A 24,500-nucleotide genomic window follows, 5' to 3' on the forward strand; every position below is an offset into this window, starting at 1 on the left:
GGAGTGCCCAGAGGGGAGGCGGCAAAACTCACAGAGGAGCGCAATGCTGATCAAGCGCATTCTTGCCCGACTCCCCGACCGAGAGCAGGATTGGAGCATGAACCGTTCCGGCCACTGGCGCTCGCGCCTGACGGGCACCATGCTCGGCCAGCTGCAACTGGCCACCTATGCCGCGGTGCTGCTCGGCTTCACCGGTGCCACCAGCACTGGTCTGTTGCTGAGCGAACGCAGCAGGCTGCGCGGAGGAGAAGCAGAGCTGCTCGCCGCATCGGCGTCACTCGCTGATCGCCTGGAGAGCCAAGCCGTTGAGGGCGATCAAAGCGAAACGTTGATCCTGCAGGAACTTCAGGATCACTCCAGCGTGCGCACCAACCTCTGGCTGGAACAGCCCGATGGGCAGGTGATCACACCCGGTCGGGCCTATCGCCCGATCCCGGCGGCACTGCTGCAGGCCGCGGTTGAAGCGAACCCACTGCGGAAGCAAGGCCAATCGCATCTGATCGTGCTGCAGGAGCGGGAATACCTCACCCTGCTGGACCGCCAGCTGGCATCCGGTGATCTGCTCTGGAGCAGCACGGAAATCTCAGGCCTGGGCCCCGCTCAGAGCGAGTTTCTGGCCTGGATGATCTTGATCTGGGGCAGCTCTCTCAGCGCCTCATTGCTGCTTGTCAGCTTGCTGGTCAAGCGGATCACCAAACCGTTGCAGGAACTCAGCAGTCGCAGCGCCGAGCTCACTGCCGAAGGCCTGCAGACTGCCGCCTTGCCAGTGCCCAAGGGACCGCAGGAACTCAGCCAGCTCACCCGCACCTACAACGACCTCACAGAGCGACTGGCCCAGTCCTGGAGCCAGCAGCGTCAGTTCGTGAGCGCGGTGAGTCATGAATTGCAAGCGCCGCTGACCGTGGTGACGGGCTCTCTCAAACGCGTAATCCGTAAGGCACCGGAGCTGGAGGCACCACTGGTTCAGCGCCTCCATGACGCCGAAGAGGAGACGATCGGCATGCAGCAACTGCTCAATGACCTGCTCGACCTCTCACGCAGCGATTCCGGGCGATTGCAGGTGAAACAGGAGCCCGTGGATCTACGGCCCCTACTTGAAGAAGTGGTTCGCGCCCAGGGAACAGCCCTGGAGCGTGAACTCAGCCTGGAGCTGCCAGCAGAAGGCAGCTCCACCACAGCGCTCGGCGATGCCGCAAGACTCCGCCAGGTGGTGCTCAACCTGATCGAGAACGCTCACAAGTACTCACCCACTGAGCAGCCGATCCAGCTGCGCCTGCAATCGGGCCTCAACGACCTGATGCTTGAGGTGGAAGATCGAGGCATCGGCATTCCCCTGCAAGACCAGGCCTACGTGTTCGATCGCTTCCACCGAGGTGCCAACACCACCGGACAAAGCGGCAGCGGAGTTGGGCTGTCGGTGGTGAAACTGCTGCTGGAGGCGATGGGTGGCAGCATCAGGGTGAGGAGTGAACCCGGCATGGGCAGCTGCTTTCGCATTCAATTGAGGCGAGCCCCTTGATTCCCTACCTGATCCTGATCTCACTGCTGGTGCCGGCCAATCTCTGGGCGTCGATCACACCGCATCTACACAGCGATCTGAGCATGCGCTTGTTGCACGGCGTTTCAACCGTGGTGTTGCTGCCTCCCCTGTTCAGCATGTGGCGTCAACGCCGGCAGATTCAACGGCTACCCGCCCTGCTGCTGGCCAGCTTTTCCCTGGTGCTGATCGTGGTCAACACCCACATCGCCGCCGTCGGCATGGGTGTTCGCTTCGGCTGGATTGATCACCTGTTTCTGGCGATCGCCTGCCTGGCCGTGCTGGCCTTCTATCTGCTTAGTGATACGGAAGATGAGCTCCCTGAACAGGAGACGCGCACCTCCTGAACAACAACATCTTCACGACGGCCGGCAAACATCTGAACCACACCTGATGCCAAAGCCAATCAGGTTTTAACCAGCACTCGCTATTCATTCACGCCACAACCTGAAGAGATCGACAACGTCCTCAAGACGTCAAGCCGCCAGTCGACTACGCAGTGTTCGTGGTTCACCGGACCCTGACGGCAATTGCTGTTCGATCTCCAACTGCAGAACAGGCAACTGCGGGTGCGGGCTTGCCGTAAATCCAGATCCCCTACCAAGGGGGAGCGCATCCAGCAGGACACGATTCTGGAAAGCGCCCCGAACATTCGGCACGCCATCCAGGCTGTAGGCCGGACCACAACGCATCAACACCTGCCCGCGCCAGATCGCATCCGGAGCAGAACCCACCGAATAGACGATCGCGCCCTCACCGCGCGCCTGTGAGTCATCTGGCTGCGTTGCAATGGCCAGAATCGGGCGGCGGCCGCTCATCCGGCAGGGCCAACGATTGGAGATGGATGGATTCACCATCCAGCCAAAGGCCAGTCCCAGTTCCTCGCGAATCAACTTCAGACTGCGGCGCTGACGAGACGTTTCACTGAGACGCACGGCCATTGCCCGACCCAGCCGAAGATCAGCGCCGACCAAGCGCAGCACCAGCGCACAAAACAGCGTGCCCAGGCTCAGAGCCAGCAGGAGCTCCAACAGCGTGAATCCAGGAGCGTTTCTTGCTTGACATCGCCCTCGCTTCATCTCACCCCTCCTGAATCCTCGGACGGCAGAGAGTGCTGCGGGGGGCCTCACCCAGAGGGGGAGGACCTGCCCGGTAGGTGCCAACCCTGCTCACACCCAATGGCAAACTCACCACCAGGCAGAGACTTCGGCCCACGCGCTCATGGCTGAGCACGGTGGTGCCTCCATCCAGCAGCAAGCCATTGGCCGACACGCGAATCACATCCGGCAGATTGGTCTGCACACGAATCAGCCCCTGATGAAAAGCTTCCTGCAAGGCCAGGCCAACCCCTGAGCAAGGAGCCAGCTCACCCGGCAAAGCCTGTTGTTCTGGTTCCATCCAGGCCTCGCTGCCAAGGCTGATCCCGCAGGCCTGCTGGGTCCGTCTCGCGGCCAGACGGGCCCGTTCCAGACCGAACTGCAAGCGCCGGGCCGCCGCATCCAGCTGCAGCTGATCACGATGAGATGCACTGTTCGGCAAGGTCAATGAGGCGATGATCCCCACCACAGCAACCGTGACCATCAGCTCCACCAGGCTGAACCCCGCACTCAAACGCCTCATGAGTTGCAGAGCCCATAGGCCGCTGGACTGAACAGCTGTCGGCGCTGCAACAGCACCTCCGCATCCCCATCCAGAACAGACAGCTCCTGCCAGATGCCGAGCTGATCAGAATCCACGACCCATCGCCGCTTGATGCCCTGAGGCAATGGCAAAGCCTGATCCGACGCAGCAGCGAGAGCCCGAACATCCAGCAGGCATGGATGCAAACCAGACTTCAACAGACTGAGCTTGGAGCCCTGCAGCTTCAGCCAGCGATGGCTGGCCAGCTGCACGAGCGCCAGCTCATCAGCCTGCTCCTCCAGCTGATTGCTCTGTTGCCAGATCACCGTCGCCCGATTCCAGGCTCCAACGGCAGCACTGCTGCTGCTGACCAAAAGGAGTGATGAGATCAGCACCTCCGCCAGGCTCATGAGAGGGGCTCCGCTGCATCACGTCCGATCAGCTGAACCTCACTGATTCCCAGGATCTGAACCCCATCGGCAGCAAGCTCAACCCTGAACCTGGCGCGACGACCATCCGCCAGCTGCAAGCGCAAATCCCCCAACCCGGGAGCGGGTTGCCAAGACAGCAGCCGCCAGGGCTGATCAGCCACCATTCCCTCGAACAGAAAGCTGGGCTCAGCGCCGGAGCAGCTGTTCTGTCGCGAGGCCCAGTCAACAGACGGCCACAGCAGCAAACAGGCCTCTGCGCCGCGGGCCGCGGTCGTGAACGCCTGGGCCGCTGAGCGCAACTGATCGGCCACCTTTTCACGCTGAATGGCAGCCTGCAAGCGCAGGCGTCCCTGCAGGCTGAGGGTGTGAATCGAAGCACTGCTGAGCAACAACAGCGCAGATGCAGACAAAGCCAAGGGAAGAACAAACCCTGTCGCGCGCAGCCTCCGTGTTGCTGGGAGACGCTGTCGAGATCCCGGGAATAACACAGCGGTGTTTCACGACTGCAGCGAGCATTCCCCCGGATGGGTGATGTGGAGTCCAGATGATTCGGAAATGATGCAGATACAGAAGAGAGGGAGCAGCAGATATGCGCAGCTCAAGCGTGAAGACCAGCAGCAGCCGCTTGCTGGTTGTTGATGACGATCCTGAACTGCTCTTGCTGCTGAAGGACGAGCTCACCGAGCAGGGGCTGAACTGCAGCAGTGCCAATTGCGGCAGTGATGCTCTGCTGATGCTGAGGCAGGAGAGCTTTGATCTGGTCCTGCTCGATTGGAACCTGCCGGATTTCGATGGCACCGAGATCTGCCGGCGTTTACGCAGCAGCAACGACACCACACCGGTGCTGATGCTCACAGCCCACGACGACGTGGACGATCGAGTGCAAGCGCTGGATCTGGGTGTCGACGATTACCTCACCAAACCCTTCGAGCTGAAGGAACTACACGCCCACGTGCGGGCTCGCTTGCGCCGAAGCCAGTTCGCAAACTCTGAACGCATCCAGGACAGCCTCAGTCTTGGAGATCTGCACATTGACCTGGTCCAACACCAAGTCCGACGAGGCGATCGTGCGGTGTCTCTCTCGCAGCGGGAATTCGATCTGCTCGTCTACCTGATCAAGCACCAAGGGGAAGTGCAGCCCCGGCAGCAGATTCTGGAAGCCATTTGGGGGCAGCCATTCGTGGGCGACCCGAACACGCTGGATGTCTACATGGGCTACATACGCCGCAAAATTGAGAGCCCCGACCAGCCAGCTCTGTTACACACCGTTCGCGGCGTGGGCTTCATGGCTCGGCTTGCGACCGAAGGTCCTGATCAGGGGCAATCCTGAAACGGAGCTGAAGGTCGGCGCCGCCTCCATCGGCATCAGCAATCACCAGATCTCCCTGCATGGCATGCATCAGCTGATCAGCAAGCGCCAGGCCAATGCCGGATCCCTGGCTGCCAACGGCTGTGGAACCCCGCTGGAAGCGTCGCAACACAAGATCCCGTTCATCAACGGGGATCCCTGCCCCCTGGTCGATCACATGCAACACCATCTGGTCGCCGACCTGCTCTGAGGTCATCCGCACAGAGCCCTGGCTGTAGAGCAGAGCGTTCTCCAGCAGCACATCCAGGCACTCCTGCAGTCGCACACGGTCGGCAGTGATCTTTGGGTGGGGCTGACTGGGGGGTTGAGGTATGAGCAGGCGATCCGTTGCTATCGGCAGTAGCCGTTCATAGGCCAACAGCAACTGCTGATCGGGATCCACAGGCATCAGCTGTAGATCCAGCCGCGCGGAATCACTGCGGGCCAGATCACGCAGCACCTTCAGCAGCTGATCCATGCGCTTGGCCTCCAGACGGATCGAGGCGGCTGAACGCTCAGCCGCTGGCGGAAGGCTCTGGCGCCGAAGCCGCTGTGAATGGCCAAAGATCACCGTGATTGGGGTGCGCAATTCATGCGACACAGCATTGGCAAAAGCGCGTTCATGCTCCCAGGCCTCTGCCAGGCGCAGCTGAAGGCTGTTGAAGGCCTGTGCGATCGAACGCAACTCCCTGGGCTGCGACCCCGGATCCACAAGGTCGGCGCCAAGGTTGCTGGTGTTAAGACCCTGCAGCTGACGATCGAGATCCTGCAGGGGCTGCACCAGGCCCCGCCGCAACACCAACCGCAGCAGCAGTGAGGTGAACAGGATCGACACCAAGGCTGCTGCGATCAGAAGCCGCTGGCTGGAGCGCTGCTTGGCGAGCGATTGCGCAACGTTCTGACGAACCAGCAGCAATCGACGTTCGCCTGTCGATAACACCAGCGGTGACCGGCTCACCAGCCATTGCTGCCCTGCTGGGCCAGCCTGGAGCTGGGGTTCCTGCTGCGGACCGGAAGCCATGAGTGAAACCTGCAGACCCCGGCCTTGCCAGGGAGCTGAAAAAAGCTGTGGTTTCGCTGTCGCAACACGCTGCGTCAAAGCTGTAACCAGCTGCCGGTGACCCTGCTTGCGCTGCAGATCCGCGAAATCAGCATGAATCACCAGCAACACGATGTAGCCGGCAATCACGCTGAATACGGATGTGGTCTGCAACCACACCTGCAGAGAAGGCAGCGACTGGCGTTTCAACGAGTGAGAGAAACCCTAAGAACGTTCTTAGAGAGCTCTAGCGGATCTCACCGTCGCTGACCATCAAAACAAGAGATGGTGAATGAGTGAGCACCACAGGTGCCGATTCAACATTCACCTTTAAACAACGATGACTTCTCTCAACTCCATGCTTGCTCGAAAGCTTCTCAATAAGAAGGGTAAAAAGCAAAACGGTTTCACACTGATTGAGCTAATGGTTGTTGTGGCCATTGTTGGGATACTGACAGCTGTCGGCCTACCCCAGCTAACAAAAGCCCAAGACGAAGCAAAAGACGCTGCAGCTAAAGCCTCCCTCTCAAGCGCAGCAAAAGAGTGCAGCTTGTCATTGATACTCAATGGCGACGATACTGATTACAATTCAGTAGCAGCAGCCGGAGCGAAGGCGGGGTCAGGATGGGCTACAGAAGGAGTGTCTGGAGATTGTGCCTTAAATGAAACTCTCACTGGAACATCTACAACTGGTAATACATTTTCAGTTAAGTTGACAGGCTCAACACCAGGCCCAGTACTGTGAGGATGAGATGAATATCATATCTACAGTAGTAGGCATCACAATCATGGGAGCTGCTGCTCCCTCTGTGATGCAGATGTCGCTTGCACCTTTACAAGCACAAAAAAGAGCTCAAAACTTTGCTGAAGTCGAAGCTGTCGTGGTTACCTACGCAGCAGAGGCAGAAGCCAATCAGTCTCTACCCAACATACCTGATAATTATAGCTGCTCTGTCTCTGAACCAGAGAACAGCGTCTATAAAATCTCTTGCCTTACTGGCAATGGTGAATACGACATGAAAGCCACTCGCGCTTTCCGCATTCTTCCTGAGATTGACGACGGTGGAAGTGGAGGAAGGAATTATCAATTCCCATCTCCTATTAATTTCAGTGGCCATGAATGCCATACCTGGCAAGAATGGGGAACTGGAACAAATGCTTATAATCAAAGCACGCAAACCTGGGTCGGCAAAAGCTGTGTACCTCCCGAAATAAGGAGTAGAACTGCATACTTAGCCAGCAACCCTGACAGCTGGCTTTATGACATCAACAATCATAATGGCTGGGGGGACCACCCCAACTACTGACACTCAAAAGCCTGGCCTAACAGCCAGGCTTTTCATTGAAATAGAAATTCATGCAAGAAAAGCGAACATAAAAAGACCATCAGCAAAAATTAAATCTTCAAAACTACAGCAACAAAAAGGTTCGCAAAAGGAAATTACAGTAACAAACAACAAGTACAAAACCCAACAAAAGCATCAGCGGTAAATTGCTAATTACCAGAAGATCGGCAGCCATCCAATCTCAACAGATCAAAACGGGAGAGGTTCCACATTTATATTCGCCATGCCTTCCGGACAAAAGCCTGCAACGTATCAAGATATTAAAATATCAGGACAGAAGTGGCGACAGATATCCAACAGATAACTTCACAGAGGCACCCTCACTCCGCGGTACATTGAGAATTGGGACCAAAACTTAAGCCTTTCTTTCCCCCATACCGGGCAAAAAGAGTGATGGTGAGATGGTAAGCGCCACCGGTGCGACACAACCATCCACCATCAGACCAGCCATGACCACTCTCAACAGCCGGCTGCAGCTGGCCATGCTCAACCGCAAGAAAGGACGCAACGCCCTTGAAAAAGGCTTCACCCTTGTGGAGCTGATGATCGTGATCGTGATCGTTGGCATCCTGTCGGCTGTTGCGCTGCCCAACTTTCTGAATCAAACGTCGAAAGCGAAAGCCACAGAATGCACCTCGAAAGGCGGAACCATCATGGGCTTGGTTGCCGCAGATGCTTTGGATAGCACTGCAAAAGGGACTGCCACCCTCACTGCTCTTGTGACTCAAGAGAATACGAATTCAGATCTTTGTACCTTCACTTCTGGCGGACTTGTTGGAGATGTTTATAAATTAACCGTAGAAGGAAAAACAGGAAGTGATCTGGAGGGTGAATACGACGGTGCTTTTTGTGTAGATTACAAAACAGGCAAAAAAGGCCAAGCGACCACGAATACTGGCACTCCACCCACAGCACCAACCTGCGCATAATCGAGCATCGAATCATTGCATGGCGGCCTTAAATGGCCGCCATTCATTCAGACAATAAACAATAAACTTTTCACAAAGCAGGCAATAACATCGCAATCGTAAGCTCCGCATGAGTTAAAATAAGATACGCATTTCTCGGAATTAAAGTATCAAAACTCTTTAAAGAGCAGAAAATCCAAACACTTATAAAACCTATATCAAACAATCTCAGTCAAGCGAAATGACGAAAGAATCAAAAAAACTTAGACTCGGAATGACCAATCTCAGGTCAAACCTTTCCGCAAATGAAGCGGGGATCACCTTGGCATTGGTTGTAGCGGCAGGGTTAGTTCTCACAATCGGTGCCATGGTTCTTTCTGCAAGAAGTTTCAAGAATCTGGCGGGATCGATCAGACTTGGACAAAGCAGAGAGGCACGTAAAATCGCCGAGAGCGGCATGGCCAAAATCCTCGACAATCTCAACAAGAACTATTCATACCTACTGATTGAGAATTGCGAAGTGGTCAACAATTCCCCATCACAGCTTTTGGATTCTCCAGAATGCAGCGGTTGGCAAGAAGCTGGAAGCGGAGTTGCTGTTAAAGGAACGTTCGAACAACGCGGATCTGTCTGCTCTGGAGTGAAGCTACCTGCGTCCTCAATTATGAGTAGTTTGTATGCACTTGATTCAGGATACACAGCTACGTCAGACGTGATAGGAAAATACAGGCTGATAGATTATCAATTTATTGGCGATTCTTATCAAGGTGGCGTAGCAACAATCAAAGTTCAGGGTCAAAGAATATCGAAAGATGGAGGTACTCCAACAATCACAGCTTCCGCAATGATTGAGAAGGAGGTCACTATTGCACCAAAGTGCTGCGATGATGCACCCTATGCAAATTTGGAACGATGCGGTGCGAGTCGTAAAGGTTCCACCACTGAGTGTGATAAGTACTCCGATAGTGAGCGCTCCGGCAGAAAAGGGCAATCGGAGCGTGAAAAGAAATCCGGGAGTAGCGATCAAGGCCCAGATAGCCAGAAGTACCCCGACATTGATTATCAAGGTCCAGACAATCAAACTTACTCAGGTGGCAGTTATCCAGGGCCAGACAGTCAAACGTACTCGGGCGGCAGTTATCAAGGTTCCGACAGTCAAACGTACTCGGGCGGAAGTTATTCAGGACCCGGCAATCAAACATACTCGGGCGGAAGTTATTCAGGGCCCGGCAATCAAACATACTCTGACAACAGTAATCAAGAAACTGACAATGAAAAGTACTCCGACAGTAGTAATCGTGGCCGCGACAGTGAAAAGGACTCAGATGGCGACAAGCAGTCTGGTACCAATAAAGACTCCGATCGTGAGAGCTGTGAAAAAGAGAAACAGGCTTCCATTCGAGAGTTTGCTGCCATTGGAACAAACAAATGGAATCTCATTCAGCTGAAGGATTAAGCCATGGATACCAAGGAGTTTCACAAGCAACTGGGTTTTAGCCTGATTGAAGTCCTTGTTTCCATTTTAATCATAGGAATCTTAGGTTCATTAAGCCTTGTCAATCTGAATCGTACGACCAAGAGTGAAAAACTGAAGACAACAACAAGATCACTTGAAAACTGGATTAATGATCAACGCAACATCGCCATGCAAACCGGTCATAGCTGCAGTGTTTTAATTAATCCAAGCACAACAGAAATTACAAGCCAGAGGGCCTTTTCGTCATCTCCAACAGGGTGCGCTTCCCTAACTCAGATGCCATCGACATTTGATTTTGAGGAAATATATGGTGCCGATTTTAACAAACTAACGGTCACAGTCACGCCATCTCCGTCTCTGGCAAGCGCGAAGAGTGGCGTGACTTTTTCATATCGAGGATTCAGCGAAAATTTAAATCTCGCATCCAATGAAGAACTTATTCTGCGACTGAACTACACGGGGGTCACGGCACAGAGATGTATCAAAGTGGTATCTCCAATTGGCCTGATCCGTGACGGCTATGCAGTCAATGCAACTTCAAACTGTAAATTTGATGGAGCATCTTAAATTGAAAAAATCCTTACTGATCACACCATCGAGGCAAAAAGATGCAGGATTTACTCTTACTGAATTGATTGTTGCCTCCGTTATCGGAATTGTGATCGCAGCAACAACAGGAATAGTAATTTTAGAAAATGCCAAATCAAACGCTCGTGCTGAGGCTAGTCAGAGGCTCAGAGAAGACTGGAAAAGAGCAACAGCATTAATTGAGTCTGAGATTGCACTAAGTCGGTCGACTGAATCTACAAATCTCACACTTAGCAAGCAAGAAAAGCTTGACTGCCCATTTTTAACAAGTAGCGGGCAATTAAGAATTCGCGTGCGACTACCAGGCAACATCCCTAATATTCTTTATGGTGTTGAAGCAATCAAAAATTTGCCACCTGACCAAGTTGATCAATGGATTGGAGGACAGGAAGGGGGAGTCTTAATCCGATGTGGCCCGCAACTCACGATTACAGCTACAGGCAGCGGGGATTATCTGGAGACAACTCCTTACCAACAGTCCATTATTCTCGACGACCTGAACGTTGCAACAGACACGGGATTAGAGGCATCTGGAGACGGCAAATTACTGAACTTTGAAATTATCATGAAAGGCGATAATGTGAATTTGAAATCAACCAATAAAAATCGATACCAATTAGGTAGTGGCGCTTTTTCGCGTGTCAATGAGCTGCCCATCGTCCCTCAAATGCAAAGCGTCTGCAGCATTATCTGCAAAAACCCTGGCCAGCCTTGCGACACAGTGAAAAACAGCAGCGTCATTACACTTCTACCTACTTCTCCAAAAACATATATCGTTCCATCAAGCACAACATTAGGTGCAAAAACAACCACTATTTGCACGAATCGTGCGGTATCCATCGGGAATGCAATTGTAGGCAAAGACGCTAACTACGTGATCGATGCCAGCCCAACACCAACACAGGTTGTCTCCGGCGGAGTCAAAATTATTGGAGGAAATGATGGCCGGAATTTTCTGTTTGGCACGAAATTGGCCGATTTCATCAATGGTGGCCCCTATGACGATGTCTTAGTGGGCAGAGGCGGAAACGATACGTTCAGCGGAAATGACGGTGATGACAGCTTCCTCCCATGGGGCTCAATGCAAGACATATCGGATTCCTCTTCAAATATCAGGGTCGATGGCGGACTTGGATTAGATCGTGTCTACTTCAACGGAGTCGCCGGGTCGTTCGCCGGATTGAGTGCATGCCAAAGCTCCCAATGCACGATAAAAAGCATTCACCAGGGAGGAAAAGCTGTATTAAAAAACATCGAACTACTAATCTTCGAAGACACAACTAAACGCTTGAATTAAAAGATTACACCCAGTCAAAAGCAATCAAATAACACAGCGCGCCAAAATCTGTCCAACCCGGAGTAGGCCACAAGCCATAATAGCTCGCCCAGAGCTTAACTCTGATAAAGCAGAATTCAGGATAAGGAACTAATTACTCGCCAAAATGCGGCTCAATTTGAAGTATTCAAGCATAGGCCTGAATTGGGAAGTCAGCCTTTACTGATCGCTGTGAGCAACATCACAGCTGCGGTTGAGGCAGATCATCATGTCAACAGCCCAAACCAGAGATGGTAAGCGCATCGGAGGGACTGACTCTCCACTGCTGCTCCATCCATGGCCAACACCGAACTCAGCCTTAACCACATCAGACAGGCAGGCATCAAACGAGTTCAGCAAAAAGCCAGGAAAAATGGCTTCAGCATGCCAGAGGTCCTGGTTTCATCATCAATCCTGATGCTGGTAGTTGCTGGCACTGCACAAAGCCAACTCAACTCTGTGATCCACACCGTTGACGCAGGCGAACAAAACGCCGTCCAAGCACGAATTTCAGAAGATCTTGATGCACTGAAGCGAGAAGCATTTCGTTGGCAGTGCACAAACGGAACATCCTGCACTGGCAAGGTGCAGTTTGAAGACATCCCAATGCGCTACAACACAACCCATGCAGCACTGAAAGCTGCCTGCAGTGCTCAAACCATGGGTGGTGCGATGATCTCCGACAAACCGGCCCTGTTTCCAGCAGTCTCAGTCTTGACTTGGCAAAGTGATGCCCCCTCAGAAGCACAAAAGGTTCAAGTCACCCGTGAGATCAAAGCAAACGGAAACGAGGTTGAGGTGAGGTACACAACCTCCGGGTCTACGAGAGAGCTCGACACCACAACATCGATCATTCCTCAAGCAGCAAGCTGGTGCGCTTGAATTGAAAGATTACGCCGAATCAAAAGCAATCAAATAATACAGCGCGCCAAAATCAATCCAACTCGGAGTAGGCCAGAAACCATAATAGCTCGCCCAGGACTTAACTCTGATAAAGCAGAATTCAGGATAAGGAACTAATTACTCGCCAAAATGCGGCTCAATTTGAAGTATTCAAGCATAGGCCTGAATTGGGAAGTCGGCCTTTACTGATCGCTGTGAGCAACATCACAGCTGCGGTTGAGGCAGATCATCATGTCAACAGCCCAAACCAGAGATGGTAAGCGCATCGGAGGGACTGACTCTCCACTGCTGCTCCATCCATGGCCAACACCGAACTCAGCCTTAACCACAACAGACAGGCAGGCATCAAACGAGTTCAGCAAAAAGCCAGGAAAAATGGCTTCAGCATGCCAGAGGTCCTGGTTTCATCATCAATCCTGATGCTGGTAGTTGCTGGCACTGCACAAAGCCAACTCAACTCTGTGATCCACACCGTTGACGCAGGCGAACAAAACGCCGTCCAAGCACGAATTTCAGAAGATCTTGATGCACTGAAGCGAGAAGCATTTCGTTGGCAGTGCACAAACGGAACATCCTGCACTGGCAAGGTGCAGTTTGAAGACATCCCAATGCGCTACAACACAACCCATGCAGCACTGAAAGCTGCCTGCAGTGCTCAAACCATGGGTGGTGCGATGATCTCCGACAAACCGGCCCTGTTTCCAGCGGTCTCAGTCTTGACTTGGCAAAGTGATGCCCCCTCAGAAGCACAAAAGGTTCAAGTCACCCGTGAGATCAAAGCAAACGGAAACGGGGTTGAGGTGAGGTACACAACCTCCGGGTCTACGAGAGAGCTCGACACCACAACATCGATCATTCCTCAAGCAGCAAGCTGGTGCGCTTGAGCTTGAACGACACTGATTCAATATCTACAGCACCAGGAGAGCCAGCTACGGCATAGGCCGCTCCCATAGCCTGATTGTGAAAGAGTTTGCTTGAAGAGAAGGTTGCTGCCAGAGCCCTTAGCAGGCACCTCATTATCCATTGACCTGATGCTGATAGCAGCCGTCATGCGACTGTCAATCAAGACCTCCAGACGATCCTGAAATACAGAAGGAGATTTATCAGCTAGGGATTCTCAACCTTACCTTAACCCGGATTGACTCCCAGATCGCGTCACAAGGTCTGCTGGGATGATCTGCAAAATCACATCGATCAACACGCCAAGGTCCACAATCGGAGTTTCAATGGATTCATACGGCTGAAGAACAAAATAGTTATTAAGCACGATCACCAGTGCAGCTATGCAATCAATCATCTTCAGCTTTTAGGTGCCGATGAAGTCGGTAAAACGAGATGAAAACCTAGCGAAAGGCAATCATTCCATGACGATCGCCACGAACAAAAAACCCAGAAAAGATTGAAGCAAGTATTATTTAGAAATCCACATGATCAACAATCCGAAGACGACTCGCTTGAGCAGGAAACAATCAACAAATCTCTGCAGATATCAGAGCCTATCAGTGTGGAAAAGGCAGCAACTGCCAGCCTGGAGAATCATTGACAAGCACCACAATCGCTGCTAACAATAAAAGATATAAAGATACAACCTGATCATGCATCACTCGACTGAAGGTCGGGAATAGGCAAAGATCCTCCAATGCCGACAAGAAAGATCAAAACAAATTATCAAGATGGCTACGTCTTGCCACTGGTTATCATCACGGGGATGATTCTGGTGGCCGGAGCACTCCTCGTTTCAGAGCGCAGTTTCAGTGGATTAATGCGGTTAACAAGGCAAAAGCAAGGTGACGAAGCAACGGAGATTGCAGAAGCAGGTGCATCAATTTTAATCAACGAATTAAATACTCAATTTCCATATCTGCTTACAGTCAATTGCCAGGTCAATAACAATTCGAGCACCGAACAACTTCAGGATCCACAATGCACGGGCTGGAAAAATTTTAAATTCGGTCTGTACGGAGGGCCGAAAAAAGCGTGTCCAGGCAGATCATCCAATCCATCGGAGATCATGGACCTGTTATATCAAGCTGTTGACAGCAAAAACGGATCCTATCGCCTGAGGAATTACGAGTTTCTCGGCGACCAGATCCAGGGGGGCACTGCGATCATTCAGGTTCAAGGCCAGCGTTTCAGAGGCACGAACGAGTCGTCTGACATTGCTGCCTCAGCCATTATTGAACAGGAAATCACTGTTGTACCCAAATGCTGCAACGTGGCACCTTATCCGGGATGCTGGAAATACGGTCTAGCCACCAACAGGGTGCAGCTGCAACTGGGAGATGTCATCGACGAGAATGCAATGGCATTATCCAGTAATGCCAATGTGCACTGCGTCACCTGTGATCCACCTCCTGAGAATCAGTGCAATCCCTGGACCAGTGCGGGGCAGATCATCAGCGCAACTTGCTCAGAGATCGGGAGCGGACTCATAAGCGGAGAACGTTCCAGTGGCCCCCTCGATCTTCCAGAAGCGCCAACTTGGGACATCGCGGGATGGGGAGACCCAGATCCAATCAACATCACTACTGCAAATAATCCAGTCTTTCGCCATCAAAGAGATAACGAATCCAAGCACCCAGTCAAAGGATGTTTTACTGAATCAATCAATACGGAATCAATCAAAGGGAAGAAAATAACACATTGCCGTATTGGTTCAATTAATCTTTCAGGCGACAATGAAATTGATCTGAGGCCAAATGATGAACATGGTATTGAAGGTGATATTCGCTTTTATATCGAAGGTCAACAAATCAACCTCGCAGGCAGAACATTGGCCAATACAGGCAAGTTTGGACAATTCTCTATTTTTGGCGGGGAAGCAACAAGATATCCCTACAACCTCTATCAATGTGGCAGCAAGCAATTAAATATTTCTGGTGGTAGCGAGATCCATGCTTTCATTCATATGCCTTGCTTTAATATAAACCTAAGCGGAGGCAATCAAACCAATCCGATCAAAATCGTTGGAGCTGTGATCTCTGAGCAGTGGAATTCGACAGGAGATTATGCACGACTAGTCGTTCCAGACAAAGCAGGGGCAACGGTTTGCAACACCTATGGGATCTGCAGATCCGGAAGCAGCGACGAATTTGCTGCGCTGGGAACAAAACGCTGGTCTCCAATTCAAATGAATTGAAATGCTCAAGGTAACGCAGAAATTACATCATCAAACAGGCTTTAGCTTGATTGAGCTCACCATCACCATTTCAGTGCTGGGCATACTAAGTTCCATAGCTTTGGTCAACCTCTCATCATCGTGGGCGAACTCCAGATTATTATCAACTACTCGAAAATTCGAGAATTGGCTGAATCAACAACGTAGTTATGCAAAAACTCATAATCTCACATGCTTCATCAGCATCGATCCAATCAACAGGCAAGTATCAAGCACAAAGTATGCAAGTGGCACGATGGAGCCATGTATTCCTTCGTCAAAAGGATCAACAATTAATGCGTTCGACATCTCCGAAGAGTTTGGCCAAGATGGTCAGAAACTGAGACTGGAAATGGAACCACCGATCGATCCCTCTCACAATCAAGGAGGAATCCTTTTCTCGCTCCAAGGCTTAAGCCAGAATCATCAACTGGTCTCACAGGGAGAATCTGATGGAGAACTTGAATTGAGGCTGGTCCACCCAGATTTGCAGACTGTGCGGTGCATCAGAATCATTTCACCCATTGGAATGATTCGTGACGGACGCAAAGATCAAAGCCAATCAGATTGCCGATATGACAAAACCAACTAATCAAACCAAGATAACGTTCATGAGATTAAAAGAGCGAAAGACAGGCTTCACACTAGCGGAGTTACTTGTTGCATCAGCCATAGCAGCTCTCTTAGCGGCGGTCACTTGGTCAATTCTGATTGAGAACACCAAGGGAAATATGCGTTCAGAATTCAGACGTCGCCTCCATCAAGACTGGAACCAAGCAACATCGTTATTACAGTCTGAAATTGCAATGAGCGACTGGATTAATTCAACGAATGTGTCTAACAGCGACATTCCCGAAGGAAAATGTGAGCTTCTGAAAGACTCCAATTCAAGATTGAAATTACAAATGCACTTGGTTGGCGCGCTGCCAAAAATCATCTATGGAACACGCACCATCGGAAGCCTTCCAGACAATCACAGAAACAAGTGGATGGGTAGCCCTAATGACGGAATCCTCATTCGCTGCGGCCCTGAAAGAGAGATTGGACCCGATGGCAAAGCCCAATACAGAAATGGTACCTATCAGGAATCAGTTATCTTAGACAACTTAAATCTTTCGTCTGGAGATGGACTTGAAATCATTCAAGCGCAAGAAGGTCAAAAACTTGTGCAATTCACCCTCAGCATGAATGAAGAAATGAGAGAGAGCTCATCTCAATCGATCCGAACAAAAACATTTGGCAGTAGCGCAGTCTCAAAGATCAATGACATTCAACATATCCCATCAGAAACTTCTGTATGCCAAACGATTTGCACGACCAAAGATATCAATTGCGGACATGGAACGATCACTCTGCTCAATACCAGTGAACGCTTTTACGTAGACCATTACGGAGGATCGGTTTTTGGAACCACAACAATTTGCACCAATCGATCCGTACGTTTAGGCGATGGGATGCGGGGAGGCAATAGAAACTATGTTATGGATGGCGAGCCGACCCCCAATCGAAGCGGCAACTCTGGGGTGGTCCTCGAAGGCGGAATCACCGGCAGAAATATCCTGCTTGGCACATCCAACGATGATACATTGAAGGGAGGGGAGTCCAACGACGGATTAATCGGAAGAGGTGGCCGAGATTTTCTTTTTGGTGGCAACGGTAATGATAATTTTGTACCATGGCCATCGACATCAACACAAAATGATGACGTCGATATTGACGGCGGCGAAGGTTACGATCGCGTGTATTTGAACGGCAGAAAATCGTCCTATTCACTCAATACATGCACAATAAGCAGCTGTAATATACGATCAAGCGCTGCAGGAACGCTGTACCTCACCAACGTCGAGATGGTGATTTACAACGATCAGGTAGAGAATCTAGAGCCATGAAAAGTCGTAGCTTAATGTCATTGAAACTTCGTATCGATGTCAAAACAGGTTTCAGCCTTGTAGAAGTGCTGGTTGCGTTTTCAATACTGGCCATCGTGTTAGCGACCGTCTTTGAGTCACGCTTTGCCAGTACTCGGCGTGTTGAACAAACAGGCGATTTCAATCAAATCCAAAATATGGTTCGCGTTGATCTTGCACACATTCGTGAAGAAGCACTCAAATGGCAATGTGAGCTGGGCACCGCATGCAGCGGACGATATGAGGACAAAGACAATGAGGCTCGCTACCGCAACACTCATTGCACAAGCAACATCCCACTGACTGAATTTCCAGTACAAACGGAAGTCCTGAGTAGTGGGAACAACAAAATTCAACTCACCCGAAATGTTGAGCTGAATATGAAACAGCTGGATATTACCTACAGCGGGCAAGCCAGAGGTAAAACCTTCAGCACAAGTGCCTCAATCATCCCTCAGGCGATGAATTGGTGCAGCTGACTGATTAATTGGCCTGATTCAGTTTCAGAACCGCCATGAAAGCTTCCTGCGGCACATCCACCTTGCCCATCGCCTTCATGCGTTTCTTGCCTTTGGCCTGTTTCTTCAGCAGCTTTTTCTTGCGCGAAATATCACCGCCGTAGCACTTAGCAAGCACATCTTTGCGCATGGCACTGATGCTTGTCGAAGCGATGATTCGACTTCCAATCGAAGCCTGCAGAGGGATCTTGAACTGCTGGCGGGGAATCAGCTCCTTGAGTTTTTCCACCAGGCCCTTGCCCACGTTGTATGCCTTGTCGCGATGCACAATCGTGGTGAGGGGGTCAGCCCGTTCACCGTTGATCAGCACATCCAGGCGCACCAGTTCATTTTTGCGGTAACCAATCAGGTGATATTCCATCGAGGCATAGCCCTGGGTGCGCGTTTTCATCTGATCGAAGAAGTCGGTCACCACTTCAGCCAGTGGTAATTCATAGATCAACGTCACCCTGTCGGTGGTGATGTACTTCATATCGATGTACTCACCACGGCGCTCCTGGCAGAGCCCCATCAACGCACCGTTGTAGTCGTTGGGCGCATAGATCTCCATGCGCACATAGGGCTCTTCGATCGATTCACGTTTCTGCGGATCCGGAAGCGTTGCGGGGTTGTCCACCATCTCCTCGCTGCCATCAATCATGTTCACCTGATAGATCACCGACGGTGCAGTGACGATCAGATCAAGGTCGTATTCGCGCTCCAGACGCTCCTGCACGATTTCCATGTGCAGCAAACCAAGGAAACCGCAACGGAACCCAAAACCCATGGCGCTGCTGGTTTCAGGCTCGAACTTCAATGCCGCATCAGAGAGCTGCAACTTGTCGAGCGCTTCACGCAGATCGGGGTATTGATCGGCTTCTGTTGGGAACAGTCCGCAGAACACCATCGGCTTGGCCTCGGTGTAACCGGGCAGTGGCTCATCCGCCGGTGCATTCAGCAGCGTGATCGTGTCACCCACACGGGCATCGGCTACGGCCTTGATCGATGCAGCCAGATAACCAACTTCGCCGGCATGCAGCTCATCCACCTTGCGCTGGTCGGGCGCCATCACACCCACTTCATCGAGCTCATAGATCTTTTTGCTTTCCATCAGCAAGACCTTGTCCTTGCAGTTGATGCGGCCGCTCATCACCCGGAAATACACAATCACACCCCGGTAGGGGTCGTAGTAGGAGTCAAAGATCAGAGCCTTGGTGGGTTCATCCAGCGCATCCGCTGGCGGCGGCACCTTGTCCACCACTTCCTGAAGAATCTCAGGGACACCAAGGCCTGTCTTGGCGGAACAGGGAATGGCATTGCTGCAATCCAACCCGATGATCGCTTCGATCTCCTCCTTAATCCGATCCGGATCCGCACCCGGCAGATCGATCTTATTGAGCACTGGAATGATCTCCAGATCGTTTTCCAGGGCCAGATACACGTTGGCCAGGGTCTGAGCTTCCACGCCCTGGCTGGCATCCACCACCAACAGAGCTCCCTCACAGGCCTGCAGGCTGCGGCTCACCTCATAGGAGAAGTCCACATGGCCTGGTGTGTCGATCAGATTGAGGGTGTAGATCTCACCATCAGCAGCGGTGTAGTTCATCCGCGCCGCCTGCAGCTTGATCGTGATGCCACGCTCACGCTCCAGGTCCATGTTGTCCAGGAACTGCTCCTGCATGTCCCGGTTCGCCACCGTGCCCGTGTCCTGCAGCAAACGGTCGGCCAGCGTCGACTTGCCATGGTCGATGTGGGCAATGATGCAGAAATTGCGGATCCGTGAGACGGGGGCGTCGGTCATGCGGTTGGCGGGCTCCCGTCTAGGGCTGGTCGAGGCGTTTTTTAATCCTAGGGAGCAGCCATCAGCCCCAAGAGCCTGAATGGCGATTTGAAGCTTGAAGCCTGGTCGTCTCTCTTCAGTTCACAAACAATCTCGCGAAGTCATCGGTGCACTGGCTGGTCACGATCAAACAATGGTCAACAGCTCAGTGCCAGGTGAGGCGCCAACAACAGCATCCAATCGACAACTGGATCTCCCCGGTGAGTCAAGGCGGTGTCGCAACGGACTGACCGGCCAAGAGCATGAGGCTTCTTGTTGCGGCTGCAGAGGGCAGGGCTGAACCCACAAACCAGCCTCACAAAAAGCAGGCACAAAATCCGTGAGTTGAAGGACGGAAGAAATCGGGTTGCCAGAGCTGAATCACAAGGTGCTCAAGCCAACACCGGGGCTGAGCAGCGAACCCAATGCTTGCTGAAAACACAAATTCAGTCACAACTGGTCACACACCGCTCAAGAAGAACTCATGCAATTTTCAGCCAAATGATCTGCAGAAATTAAAATCTGTGATAGTCGATCAAAAATCAACGAAATAACTCATTTTTGGCTGTCGCTGCTGCCAATCATCGCCATCAAGGCATTTCACTCGCATTCCGAAAGCCATGACAACGATCAAAAACCAGCTGCTGCGCGTACCGGGTGCCTGCTCAAGCAGGCTGAAGCCCACAACAAACGTTGACTTCAACCTGCTTAAGCTCCTAATAGAGATGGTTATAACTGAAATTTTCAGCGGCGTTTCGCTACCCCAATTCATCAATCAAACCACAAAAGCAGAGACGAGGGAAACAAAACGAAAAGCATCAGAGGCTATAAGGAAAGCCAGCGTTTACAACTTGAATGATGACATAAAATCAAGCAATCATGACCACTCAGGCTTGCAAGAATACATTGAACCATTCGGGACCATCAACACAAACATCACAAATGAACTCGTTAATACAAGTGATGGCTTTTTTGTGATCTATAACGGCAAGCCAAAAAGCATCAACATCGACAGAGCCAAAATAATAAAGACCATAGGTCTCCCCGAGGCAACATTCGAAGAGCCTGTCCTTATAGCGGCGTAGGCCAGTGGCAACCACTAGTAGTTCTTCCGAGCCGTAACGATCATGTCTTTCAGCAATAAAAACTTGGATGGCTTTTCATTAGCTGAAATGCTGGTCACTGTTGCCATCATTGGCATTTTAGGGGCCGTTGCCTTACCCCAATATTTTTATCAGGTCCAGAAGACGAGGCAAAACGAAACCGCAGCAAGTTTATTGCAACTACAAGTCACGATTGCAGCATTTGTCGATGAGATGGGCATACTCCCTAAAAGTTGGGCTGATTTAAACAAAATCACCCCACTGATGACAACTAGCGGGCCAGCTCTTCAACAGGACTTTCAATGGATCACGTTGGCAAGCGCCACCTGTGGCAAAACAGTAACAAGCAAATCCAACAGCAGGGCAAACGGGTCCGAGAAAAAAACAAGTGATGCAAGCACAAAAGACGAGAGTAATTGTTATGAGGCTTTCATCAAAGAAGATGATCAAATTTTCACCTTAAAAACACGATCAAAGAATCCAAATGCAAGCAACTACAACGTTGTGGCCTGTCTTGATCTGCGCAATGGATCCAGTGATCTAAGGAAAGGAACTCACAACGCAGCTGCCTCCATCGCAGATTTACAATGCGTGAGGAATGGACAATGACGCGAATATTTACCAGTATCAGAAAAAGGCACTGTAATCAATCAACAATCAGGAGAGGATGCCACGAAGACGGACTCGCGTTAATCTCAACATTAATGCTAGGGCTGATCATTACGGCTGGAGTCAGCGGGCTGCTGGCAAGGCAGTTGATGTCGCGACGACTGAGTGCGAAAGAAAGCTACCAGCAACTGGCTGAAGCAGCTGCTAACAATGGATTAAATCGCATTCTTGGTGAACTCAATAATCCCAATCCTGGTCAAAACAGAGGATTTCTGTTCACACTTGATAACCGCGAAAACCTCAACGAAATCAATAACGGATTCCATTGGGAACGATTGAACAGCAATCAATCACCACAATTTTCAGAGATGTGCATCGATACATCAATCGGCTTGCCAAAACAGGGTCAAAGTCAACCTGGTGAATTCTGGCCCACGAAGGAAGTTGCGCTCGAAGGCGCAAATGATCTATCACTGCGTGAAGACGGAATTTCCAAAATAAAAACGTTTTATCGACTGAGAGGATATAGCAGTCCGGGAACATCGGGAAGCACAGATAACGGTGAAGCGAAATTTATTATTGAAGGCATTGTACGTCGCAAAGATGCATCTCCTGACTCCTATCTCGCACGAAGTCGGCTGGAACGATCGCTCTACATTCAATCCTGGGTTGATGTGAATCGATCAAATGATTGGGCCATTTTGGCTGCCCATCACATGGATCTAGGCCCAATTCAACTAGATAGCCCTGGCCAAATTCTCTGGCATAGATCGGAGAATAACGCCGGAGCAATTGCAAGCCAATGCAATCAATCAGAGATAGTCAAACAGATGAAAGGAATCGGTAACTACACAGCAAATTTGGCTTCTCGGATCTGGCCGGTTATCAATCAAAAGCAACCCGCTGCGGGCATTTTCAAAATAAGTGGATCCAGGGATAACTTCCCGGGAGAGCCCTCCACGATCCGTGTCTGGAGGGTTGATGATGATCAGTACAACCCTTCAGGCAACTGCTGGTGGCGTGTGCTTTGCCAGCGAAGAAATCAGTCGAACTCTTACAGCAAGCCAGTCAATATCGACAGTAGACGGCGATGGCGTCGTAGGAACGGGCAATGGCAGACCACAGCAACCATTCGATTACGTGAAAAAGATATCTGCACTGGAAGGAGTGGTGATTGTCATGTCTACTTTGACCGCATCAACCTTAGCCGTTCACGACTACTGATTGAAAACAGCAACAGACCAGTTGTGCTTCACCTGCTTGGACCTATGCAAGGCCAATCCATTGGCAAAAACGGCGACAAAGCTGCGATCAATCTTGGTCGTCAGGCCCTGATCTGTGGAGTCGATACCAACTCCAATACCTGCAATCAGCGCCCCGAACGACTGGTGATCGTGACTGATGCCACACGGGAGCCTGAACAATGTGGAGAGGAAAACAACAGAATCAATCTGGCAGGCAGAAGCCTGCCAGCGGCATGGATTCTGATGCGCAAAGGAACAGTCTCACTACAAGAAGATGTACAGCTTCAAGGCGTGATCTGGACCCACAGCTACTGCTCCAATGGTCACCGCCTTAGTCTGAATGCGCAAACAAGCGGAGTCGGATCCTCATCGCTGATGAAACAGGCATCCACTCTTTGGGACTGGAATACTAAGGGATTCTCTGGATATGGACGCCGGATCACCCGAGGCATTAGGGGAACCGGTCTCGATCAATTCCAGCGTTTCTAAACATGTCCAAGAACCCGCTAATGAAACCGTTATCTCCCCTTTGCCAGAGCAATGAGGGCTTCACAATGGTGGAGGTGCTCATCGCGGGAGTCATTATGTTGATTGTGATGGTGGGAACGGCGAGAGTTTCAATCCAATCCATAACAAGTGGTCGACATCGAATCGAGCGAGACAGAATCGAAGCTGCAATTCATAACAATATTCAATTAATTCAACAGGCTGATTCAAAGCTTACTCTGGAATCTATGCCCAACAAAGACCAAAGAGCAGCCTGCCTTAATCCAGCCGCTTACCTGAAAAATCAGCTGTCCCAGCAAGGTGGATCAATCGCCGTTCCTGCACCAGTCATATCAGGTATGAGCAATAACAACCTGATCAAACGATCCATCACAGTCGGACAACATCCGGGCATCGCCGTTGTCACCTATCAATTTTCAGCGCCAGAGCATTCGATCACAAATGAACGAAGAACCGTCGAACTCAATCCAAATTTCCAAACGCGATGCATTCTAGAATAATGAAGCCAATTCAACTCTCATCAACTGCAGGATTCAGTCTTCTGGAAATACTCATTGCGTCAGTGATCGTAATGATCAGTGCATCATGGGCGCTCCCTCAGTATCAGCGTCAAATGGCACTAAACCGTCTGGATCAATACACACAAAAAATTGAATCTGGATTGTTCAGCCTGCGCGCTCGCCAATCAGCAGAGGGAACAAGTTGCGAAATGAATTTTGCTACCAGTTATGTTGGCACCGACAACATCACCGGCGGCTTTGGAACAGTTGAAAATGTTATCGAATTAGGCCACCTCTCCAAGGAAGATCGTGCTCACAGACTTCAGTGCTGCGACACAACTCAATGTGAGTGGGACCCCCCGTATCGCTTGATTAGCATGGAACAAACAGCAATCTCCAAAAATGTAGAAATCAAGGCTTCCCAAACGACATACTCTCTCTCCCCGCCGGGAACGAGCACTGACGGGAATGCATTGGTCTTTTTAGTACGCTCGATCAACTGGAATCGAGATCCACAACGACCTCTACCCATTCGCTGCATCAAGTTATCAACTTCCGGTCACCTCCACAGCGGAACATGGGACAACCTGAGATGTCGACGCCGATGAAATCAATGAGAATTTATTCACCCTCTTTCCCTCTCTA

The 24,500-nt window shown here is 51.0% G+C and carries 27 protein-coding genes; 21 read left to right on the forward strand and 6 right to left on the reverse strand.

The window, feature by feature from the left end:
• The first annotated feature begins 43 nt into the window (after positions 1-43).
• The gene (locus tag AC6EI9_RS07000) at positions 44-1,519 is read left to right on the forward strand and encodes a sensor histidine kinase (RefSeq protein WP_498469759.1); all 1,476 of its coding nucleotides are present in this window, start codon (positions 44-46) and stop codon (positions 1,517-1,519) included.
• Positions 1,516-1,884 (forward strand): hypothetical protein, encoded by a 369-nt coding sequence (locus AC6EI9_RS07005; protein WP_498469760.1) that lies wholly within the window; start codon positions 1,516-1,518, stop codon positions 1,882-1,884. The genes AC6EI9_RS07000 and AC6EI9_RS07005 overlap by 4 nt, the downstream gene beginning before the upstream one ends.
• A 129-nt stretch (positions 1,885-2,013) precedes the next feature.
• Here the strand turns inward: AC6EI9_RS07005 and AC6EI9_RS07010 are convergent, their stop codons facing one another.
• The 4 genes from AC6EI9_RS07010 to AC6EI9_RS07025 are packed head-to-tail and all read right to left on the reverse strand — an operon-like array spanning position 2,014 to position 4,004.
• Positions 2,014-2,568, reverse strand: a complete 555-nt coding sequence (locus tag AC6EI9_RS07010; RefSeq protein ID WP_498469761.1) for a prepilin-type cleavage/methylation domain-containing protein — start codon at positions 2,566-2,568, stop codon at positions 2,014-2,016.
• Between the two features lie 49 nt (positions 2,569-2,617).
• The gene (locus AC6EI9_RS07015) at positions 2,618-3,157 is read right to left on the reverse strand and encodes a GspH/FimT family pseudopilin (RefSeq protein ID WP_498469762.1); all 540 of its coding nucleotides are present in this window, start codon (positions 3,155-3,157) and stop codon (positions 2,618-2,620) included.
• Positions 3,154-3,567 (reverse strand): hypothetical protein, encoded by a 414-nt coding sequence (locus AC6EI9_RS07020; protein WP_498469763.1) that lies wholly within the window; start codon positions 3,565-3,567, stop codon positions 3,154-3,156. The genes AC6EI9_RS07015 and AC6EI9_RS07020 overlap by 4 nt, the downstream gene beginning before the upstream one ends.
• Complete coding sequence (locus AC6EI9_RS07025) at positions 3,564-4,004, reverse strand: hypothetical protein (RefSeq protein WP_498469764.1); 441 nt, start codon at positions 4,002-4,004, stop codon at positions 3,564-3,566. Before AC6EI9_RS07025 ends, AC6EI9_RS07020 begins: the two co-directional genes overlap by 4 nt.
• 173 nt (positions 4,005-4,177) lie before the next feature.
• On the opposite strand from AC6EI9_RS07025, the gene AC6EI9_RS07030 reads away from it, so the two are divergent.
• Positions 4,178-4,918, forward strand: coding sequence for a response regulator transcription factor (locus AC6EI9_RS07030; protein ID WP_498469765.1), 741 nt, complete (start codon positions 4,178-4,180; stop codon positions 4,916-4,918).
• Here the strand turns inward: AC6EI9_RS07030 and AC6EI9_RS07035 are convergent.
• Positions 4,872-6,185: a sensor histidine kinase gene (locus tag AC6EI9_RS07035; protein ID WP_498469766.1), complete on the reverse strand. Its 1,314-nt coding sequence runs from the start codon at positions 6,183-6,185 to the stop codon at positions 4,872-4,874. The genes AC6EI9_RS07030 and AC6EI9_RS07035 overlap by 47 nt on opposite strands.
• Positions 6,186-6,315: 130 nt before the next feature.
• Here AC6EI9_RS07035 and AC6EI9_RS07040 point away from each other — a divergent pair, with 130 nt between their 5' ends.
• From AC6EI9_RS07040 to AC6EI9_RS07100, 13 genes are all read left to right on the forward strand, one after another.
• Positions 6,316-6,720: a type IV pilin protein gene (locus tag AC6EI9_RS07040; protein ID WP_498469767.1), complete on the forward strand. Its 405-nt coding sequence runs from the start codon at positions 6,316-6,318 to the stop codon at positions 6,718-6,720.
• A gap of 7 nt (positions 6,721-6,727) precedes the next feature.
• Positions 6,728-7,282, forward strand: a complete 555-nt coding sequence (locus tag AC6EI9_RS07045; RefSeq protein WP_498469768.1) for a hypothetical protein — start codon at positions 6,728-6,730, stop codon at positions 7,280-7,282.
• Positions 7,254-7,466 (forward strand): hypothetical protein, encoded by a 213-nt coding sequence (locus AC6EI9_RS07050; protein WP_498469770.1) that lies wholly within the window; start codon positions 7,254-7,256, stop codon positions 7,464-7,466. Before AC6EI9_RS07045 ends, AC6EI9_RS07050 begins: the two co-directional genes overlap by 29 nt.
• Positions 7,467-7,770: 304 nt before the next feature.
• A complete protein-coding gene (locus AC6EI9_RS07055) occupies positions 7,771-8,250 on the forward strand; it encodes a type IV pilin protein (RefSeq protein ID WP_498469771.1) in 480 nt (159 codons plus the stop codon).
• Positions 8,251-8,470: 220 nt separating this feature from the next.
• The gene (locus tag AC6EI9_RS07060) at positions 8,471-9,685 is read left to right on the forward strand and encodes a hypothetical protein (protein WP_498469772.1); all 1,215 of its coding nucleotides are present in this window, start codon (positions 8,471-8,473) and stop codon (positions 9,683-9,685) included.
• A gap of 3 nt (positions 9,686-9,688) precedes the next feature.
• Positions 9,689-10,273 carry a pilus assembly FimT family protein gene (locus AC6EI9_RS07065; RefSeq protein WP_498469773.1) on the forward strand — a complete coding sequence of 195 codons (585 nt, stop codon included), beginning with the start codon at positions 9,689-9,691 and terminating at the stop codon, positions 10,271-10,273.
• The gene (locus tag AC6EI9_RS07070) at positions 10,227-11,591 is read left to right on the forward strand and encodes a prepilin-type N-terminal cleavage/methylation domain-containing protein (RefSeq protein ID WP_498469960.1); all 1,365 of its coding nucleotides are present in this window, start codon (positions 10,227-10,229) and stop codon (positions 11,589-11,591) included. The genes AC6EI9_RS07065 and AC6EI9_RS07070 overlap by 47 nt, the downstream gene beginning before the upstream one ends.
• Positions 11,592-11,906: 315 nt before the next feature.
• Positions 11,907-12,491, forward strand: a complete 585-nt coding sequence (locus AC6EI9_RS07075) for a type IV pilus modification PilV family protein (RefSeq protein ID WP_498469774.1) — start codon at positions 11,907-11,909, stop codon at positions 12,489-12,491.
• Between the two features lie 320 nt (positions 12,492-12,811).
• Entirely contained in the window at positions 12,812-13,396 is a 585-nt protein-coding gene (locus tag AC6EI9_RS07080) for a type IV pilus modification PilV family protein (RefSeq protein WP_498469775.1), read from the forward strand.
• Positions 13,397-14,151: 755 nt separating this feature from the next.
• The gene (locus AC6EI9_RS07085) at positions 14,152-15,651 is read left to right on the forward strand and encodes a hypothetical protein (RefSeq protein WP_498469776.1); all 1,500 of its coding nucleotides are present in this window, start codon (positions 14,152-14,154) and stop codon (positions 15,649-15,651) included.
• 1 nt (position 15,652) lies between these two features.
• Positions 15,653-16,261, forward strand: coding sequence for a pilus assembly FimT family protein (locus tag AC6EI9_RS07090; protein WP_498469777.1), 609 nt, complete (start codon positions 15,653-15,655; stop codon positions 16,259-16,261).
• Positions 16,206-17,558: a prepilin-type N-terminal cleavage/methylation domain-containing protein gene (locus AC6EI9_RS07095; protein WP_498469778.1), complete on the forward strand. Its 1,353-nt coding sequence runs from the start codon at positions 16,206-16,208 to the stop codon at positions 17,556-17,558. The genes AC6EI9_RS07090 and AC6EI9_RS07095 overlap by 56 nt, the downstream gene beginning before the upstream one ends.
• The gene (locus AC6EI9_RS07100) at positions 17,555-18,055 is read left to right on the forward strand and encodes a type II secretion system protein (protein WP_498469780.1); all 501 of its coding nucleotides are present in this window, start codon (positions 17,555-17,557) and stop codon (positions 18,053-18,055) included. The genes AC6EI9_RS07095 and AC6EI9_RS07100 overlap by 4 nt, the downstream gene beginning before the upstream one ends.
• Before the next feature lie 4 nt (positions 18,056-18,059).
• Here AC6EI9_RS07100 and lepA read toward each other — a convergent pair whose 3' ends face one another.
• Positions 18,060-19,874, reverse strand: coding sequence for a translation elongation factor 4 (lepA, locus tag AC6EI9_RS07105; RefSeq protein WP_498469781.1), 1,815 nt, complete (start codon positions 19,872-19,874; stop codon positions 18,060-18,062).
• A gap of 638 nt (positions 19,875-20,512) precedes the next feature.
• Between lepA and AC6EI9_RS07110 the strand changes: the two genes are divergently transcribed.
• The 5 genes from AC6EI9_RS07110 to AC6EI9_RS07130 all read left to right on the forward strand — a co-directional run bounded on the left by AC6EI9_RS07110 (position 20,513) and on the right by AC6EI9_RS07130 (position 24,463).
• Positions 20,513-20,977 carry a hypothetical protein gene (locus tag AC6EI9_RS07110; protein WP_498469782.1) on the forward strand — a complete coding sequence of 155 codons (465 nt, stop codon included), beginning with the start codon at positions 20,513-20,515 and terminating at the stop codon, positions 20,975-20,977.
• 42 nt (positions 20,978-21,019) lie between these two features.
• Positions 21,020-21,604, forward strand: a complete 585-nt coding sequence (locus AC6EI9_RS07115) for a type IV pilin protein (protein WP_498469783.1) — start codon at positions 21,020-21,022, stop codon at positions 21,602-21,604.
• 149 nt (positions 21,605-21,753) lie between these two features.
• Positions 21,754-23,337 carry a hypothetical protein gene (locus tag AC6EI9_RS07120; protein WP_498469785.1) on the forward strand — a complete coding sequence of 528 codons (1,584 nt, stop codon included), beginning with the start codon at positions 21,754-21,756 and terminating at the stop codon, positions 23,335-23,337.
• Between the two features lie 2 nt (positions 23,338-23,339).
• Positions 23,340-23,855 carry a type IV pilus modification PilV family protein gene (locus AC6EI9_RS07125; protein WP_498469786.1) on the forward strand — a complete coding sequence of 172 codons (516 nt, stop codon included), beginning with the start codon at positions 23,340-23,342 and terminating at the stop codon, positions 23,853-23,855.
• Positions 23,855-24,463 (forward strand): pilus assembly FimT family protein, encoded by a 609-nt coding sequence (locus AC6EI9_RS07130; RefSeq protein ID WP_498469787.1) that lies wholly within the window; start codon positions 23,855-23,857, stop codon positions 24,461-24,463. Before AC6EI9_RS07125 ends, AC6EI9_RS07130 begins: the two co-directional genes overlap by 1 nt.
• The last annotated feature ends 37 nt before the right edge of the window (positions 24,464-24,500 follow it).

The sequence above is a fragment of the Synechococcus sp. MIT2312 genome (assembly GCF_059772315.1).

Bases quoted from the DNA above. Each gene is read 5' to 3' on its own strand.
- AC6EI9_RS07050 (WP_498469770.1), top strand. From the start codon at position 7,254: ATGGCTGGGGGGACCACCCCAACTACTGACACTCAAAAGCCTGGCCTA.
- AC6EI9_RS07130 (WP_498469787.1), top strand. From the start codon at position 23,855: ATGAAGCCAATTCAACTCTCATCAACTGCAGGATTCAGTCTTCTGGAA.
- AC6EI9_RS07125 (WP_498469786.1), top strand. From the start codon at position 23,340: ATGTCCAAGAACCCGCTAATGAAACCGTTATCTCCCCTTTGCCAGAGC.
- AC6EI9_RS07015 (WP_498469762.1), bottom strand. From the start codon at position 3,157: ATGAGGCGTTTGAGTGCGGGGTTCAGCCTGGTGGAGCTGATGGTCACG.
- AC6EI9_RS07055 (WP_498469771.1), top strand. From the start codon at position 7,771: ATGACCACTCTCAACAGCCGGCTGCAGCTGGCCATGCTCAACCGCAAG.
- AC6EI9_RS07115 (WP_498469783.1), top strand. From the start codon at position 21,020: ATGTCTTTCAGCAATAAAAACTTGGATGGCTTTTCATTAGCTGAAATG.
- AC6EI9_RS07120 (WP_498469785.1), top strand. From the start codon at position 21,754: ATGTCGCGACGACTGAGTGCGAAAGAAAGCTACCAGCAACTGGCTGAA.
- AC6EI9_RS07075 (WP_498469774.1), top strand. From the start codon at position 11,907: ATGGCCAACACCGAACTCAGCCTTAACCACATCAGACAGGCAGGCATC.
- AC6EI9_RS07070 (WP_498469960.1), top strand. From the start codon at position 10,227: ATGCAGTCAATGCAACTTCAAACTGTAAATTTGATGGAGCATCTTAAA.
- AC6EI9_RS07030 (WP_498469765.1), top strand. From the start codon at position 4,178: ATGCGCAGCTCAAGCGTGAAGACCAGCAGCAGCCGCTTGCTGGTTGTT.
- AC6EI9_RS07110 (WP_498469782.1), top strand. From the start codon at position 20,513: ATGACAACGATCAAAAACCAGCTGCTGCGCGTACCGGGTGCCTGCTCA.
- AC6EI9_RS07090 (WP_498469777.1), top strand. From the start codon at position 15,653: ATGCTCAAGGTAACGCAGAAATTACATCATCAAACAGGCTTTAGCTTG.
- lepA (WP_498469781.1), bottom strand. From the start codon at position 19,874: ATGACCGACGCCCCCGTCTCACGGATCCGCAATTTCTGCATCATTGCC.
- AC6EI9_RS07085 (WP_498469776.1), top strand. From the start codon at position 14,152: ATGCCGACAAGAAAGATCAAAACAAATTATCAAGATGGCTACGTCTTG.
- AC6EI9_RS07100 (WP_498469780.1), top strand. From the start codon at position 17,555: ATGAAAAGTCGTAGCTTAATGTCATTGAAACTTCGTATCGATGTCAAA.
- AC6EI9_RS07060 (WP_498469772.1), top strand. From the start codon at position 8,471: ATGACGAAAGAATCAAAAAAACTTAGACTCGGAATGACCAATCTCAGG.
- AC6EI9_RS07040 (WP_498469767.1), top strand. From the start codon at position 6,316: ATGACTTCTCTCAACTCCATGCTTGCTCGAAAGCTTCTCAATAAGAAG.
- AC6EI9_RS07045 (WP_498469768.1), top strand. From the start codon at position 6,728: ATGAATATCATATCTACAGTAGTAGGCATCACAATCATGGGAGCTGCT.
- AC6EI9_RS07080 (WP_498469775.1), top strand. From the start codon at position 12,812: ATGGCCAACACCGAACTCAGCCTTAACCACAACAGACAGGCAGGCATC.
- AC6EI9_RS07065 (WP_498469773.1), top strand. From the start codon at position 9,689: ATGGATACCAAGGAGTTTCACAAGCAACTGGGTTTTAGCCTGATTGAA.
- AC6EI9_RS07020 (WP_498469763.1), bottom strand. From the start codon at position 3,567: ATGAGCCTGGCGGAGGTGCTGATCTCATCACTCCTTTTGGTCAGCAGC.
- AC6EI9_RS07000 (WP_498469759.1), top strand. From the start codon at position 44: ATGCTGATCAAGCGCATTCTTGCCCGACTCCCCGACCGAGAGCAGGAT.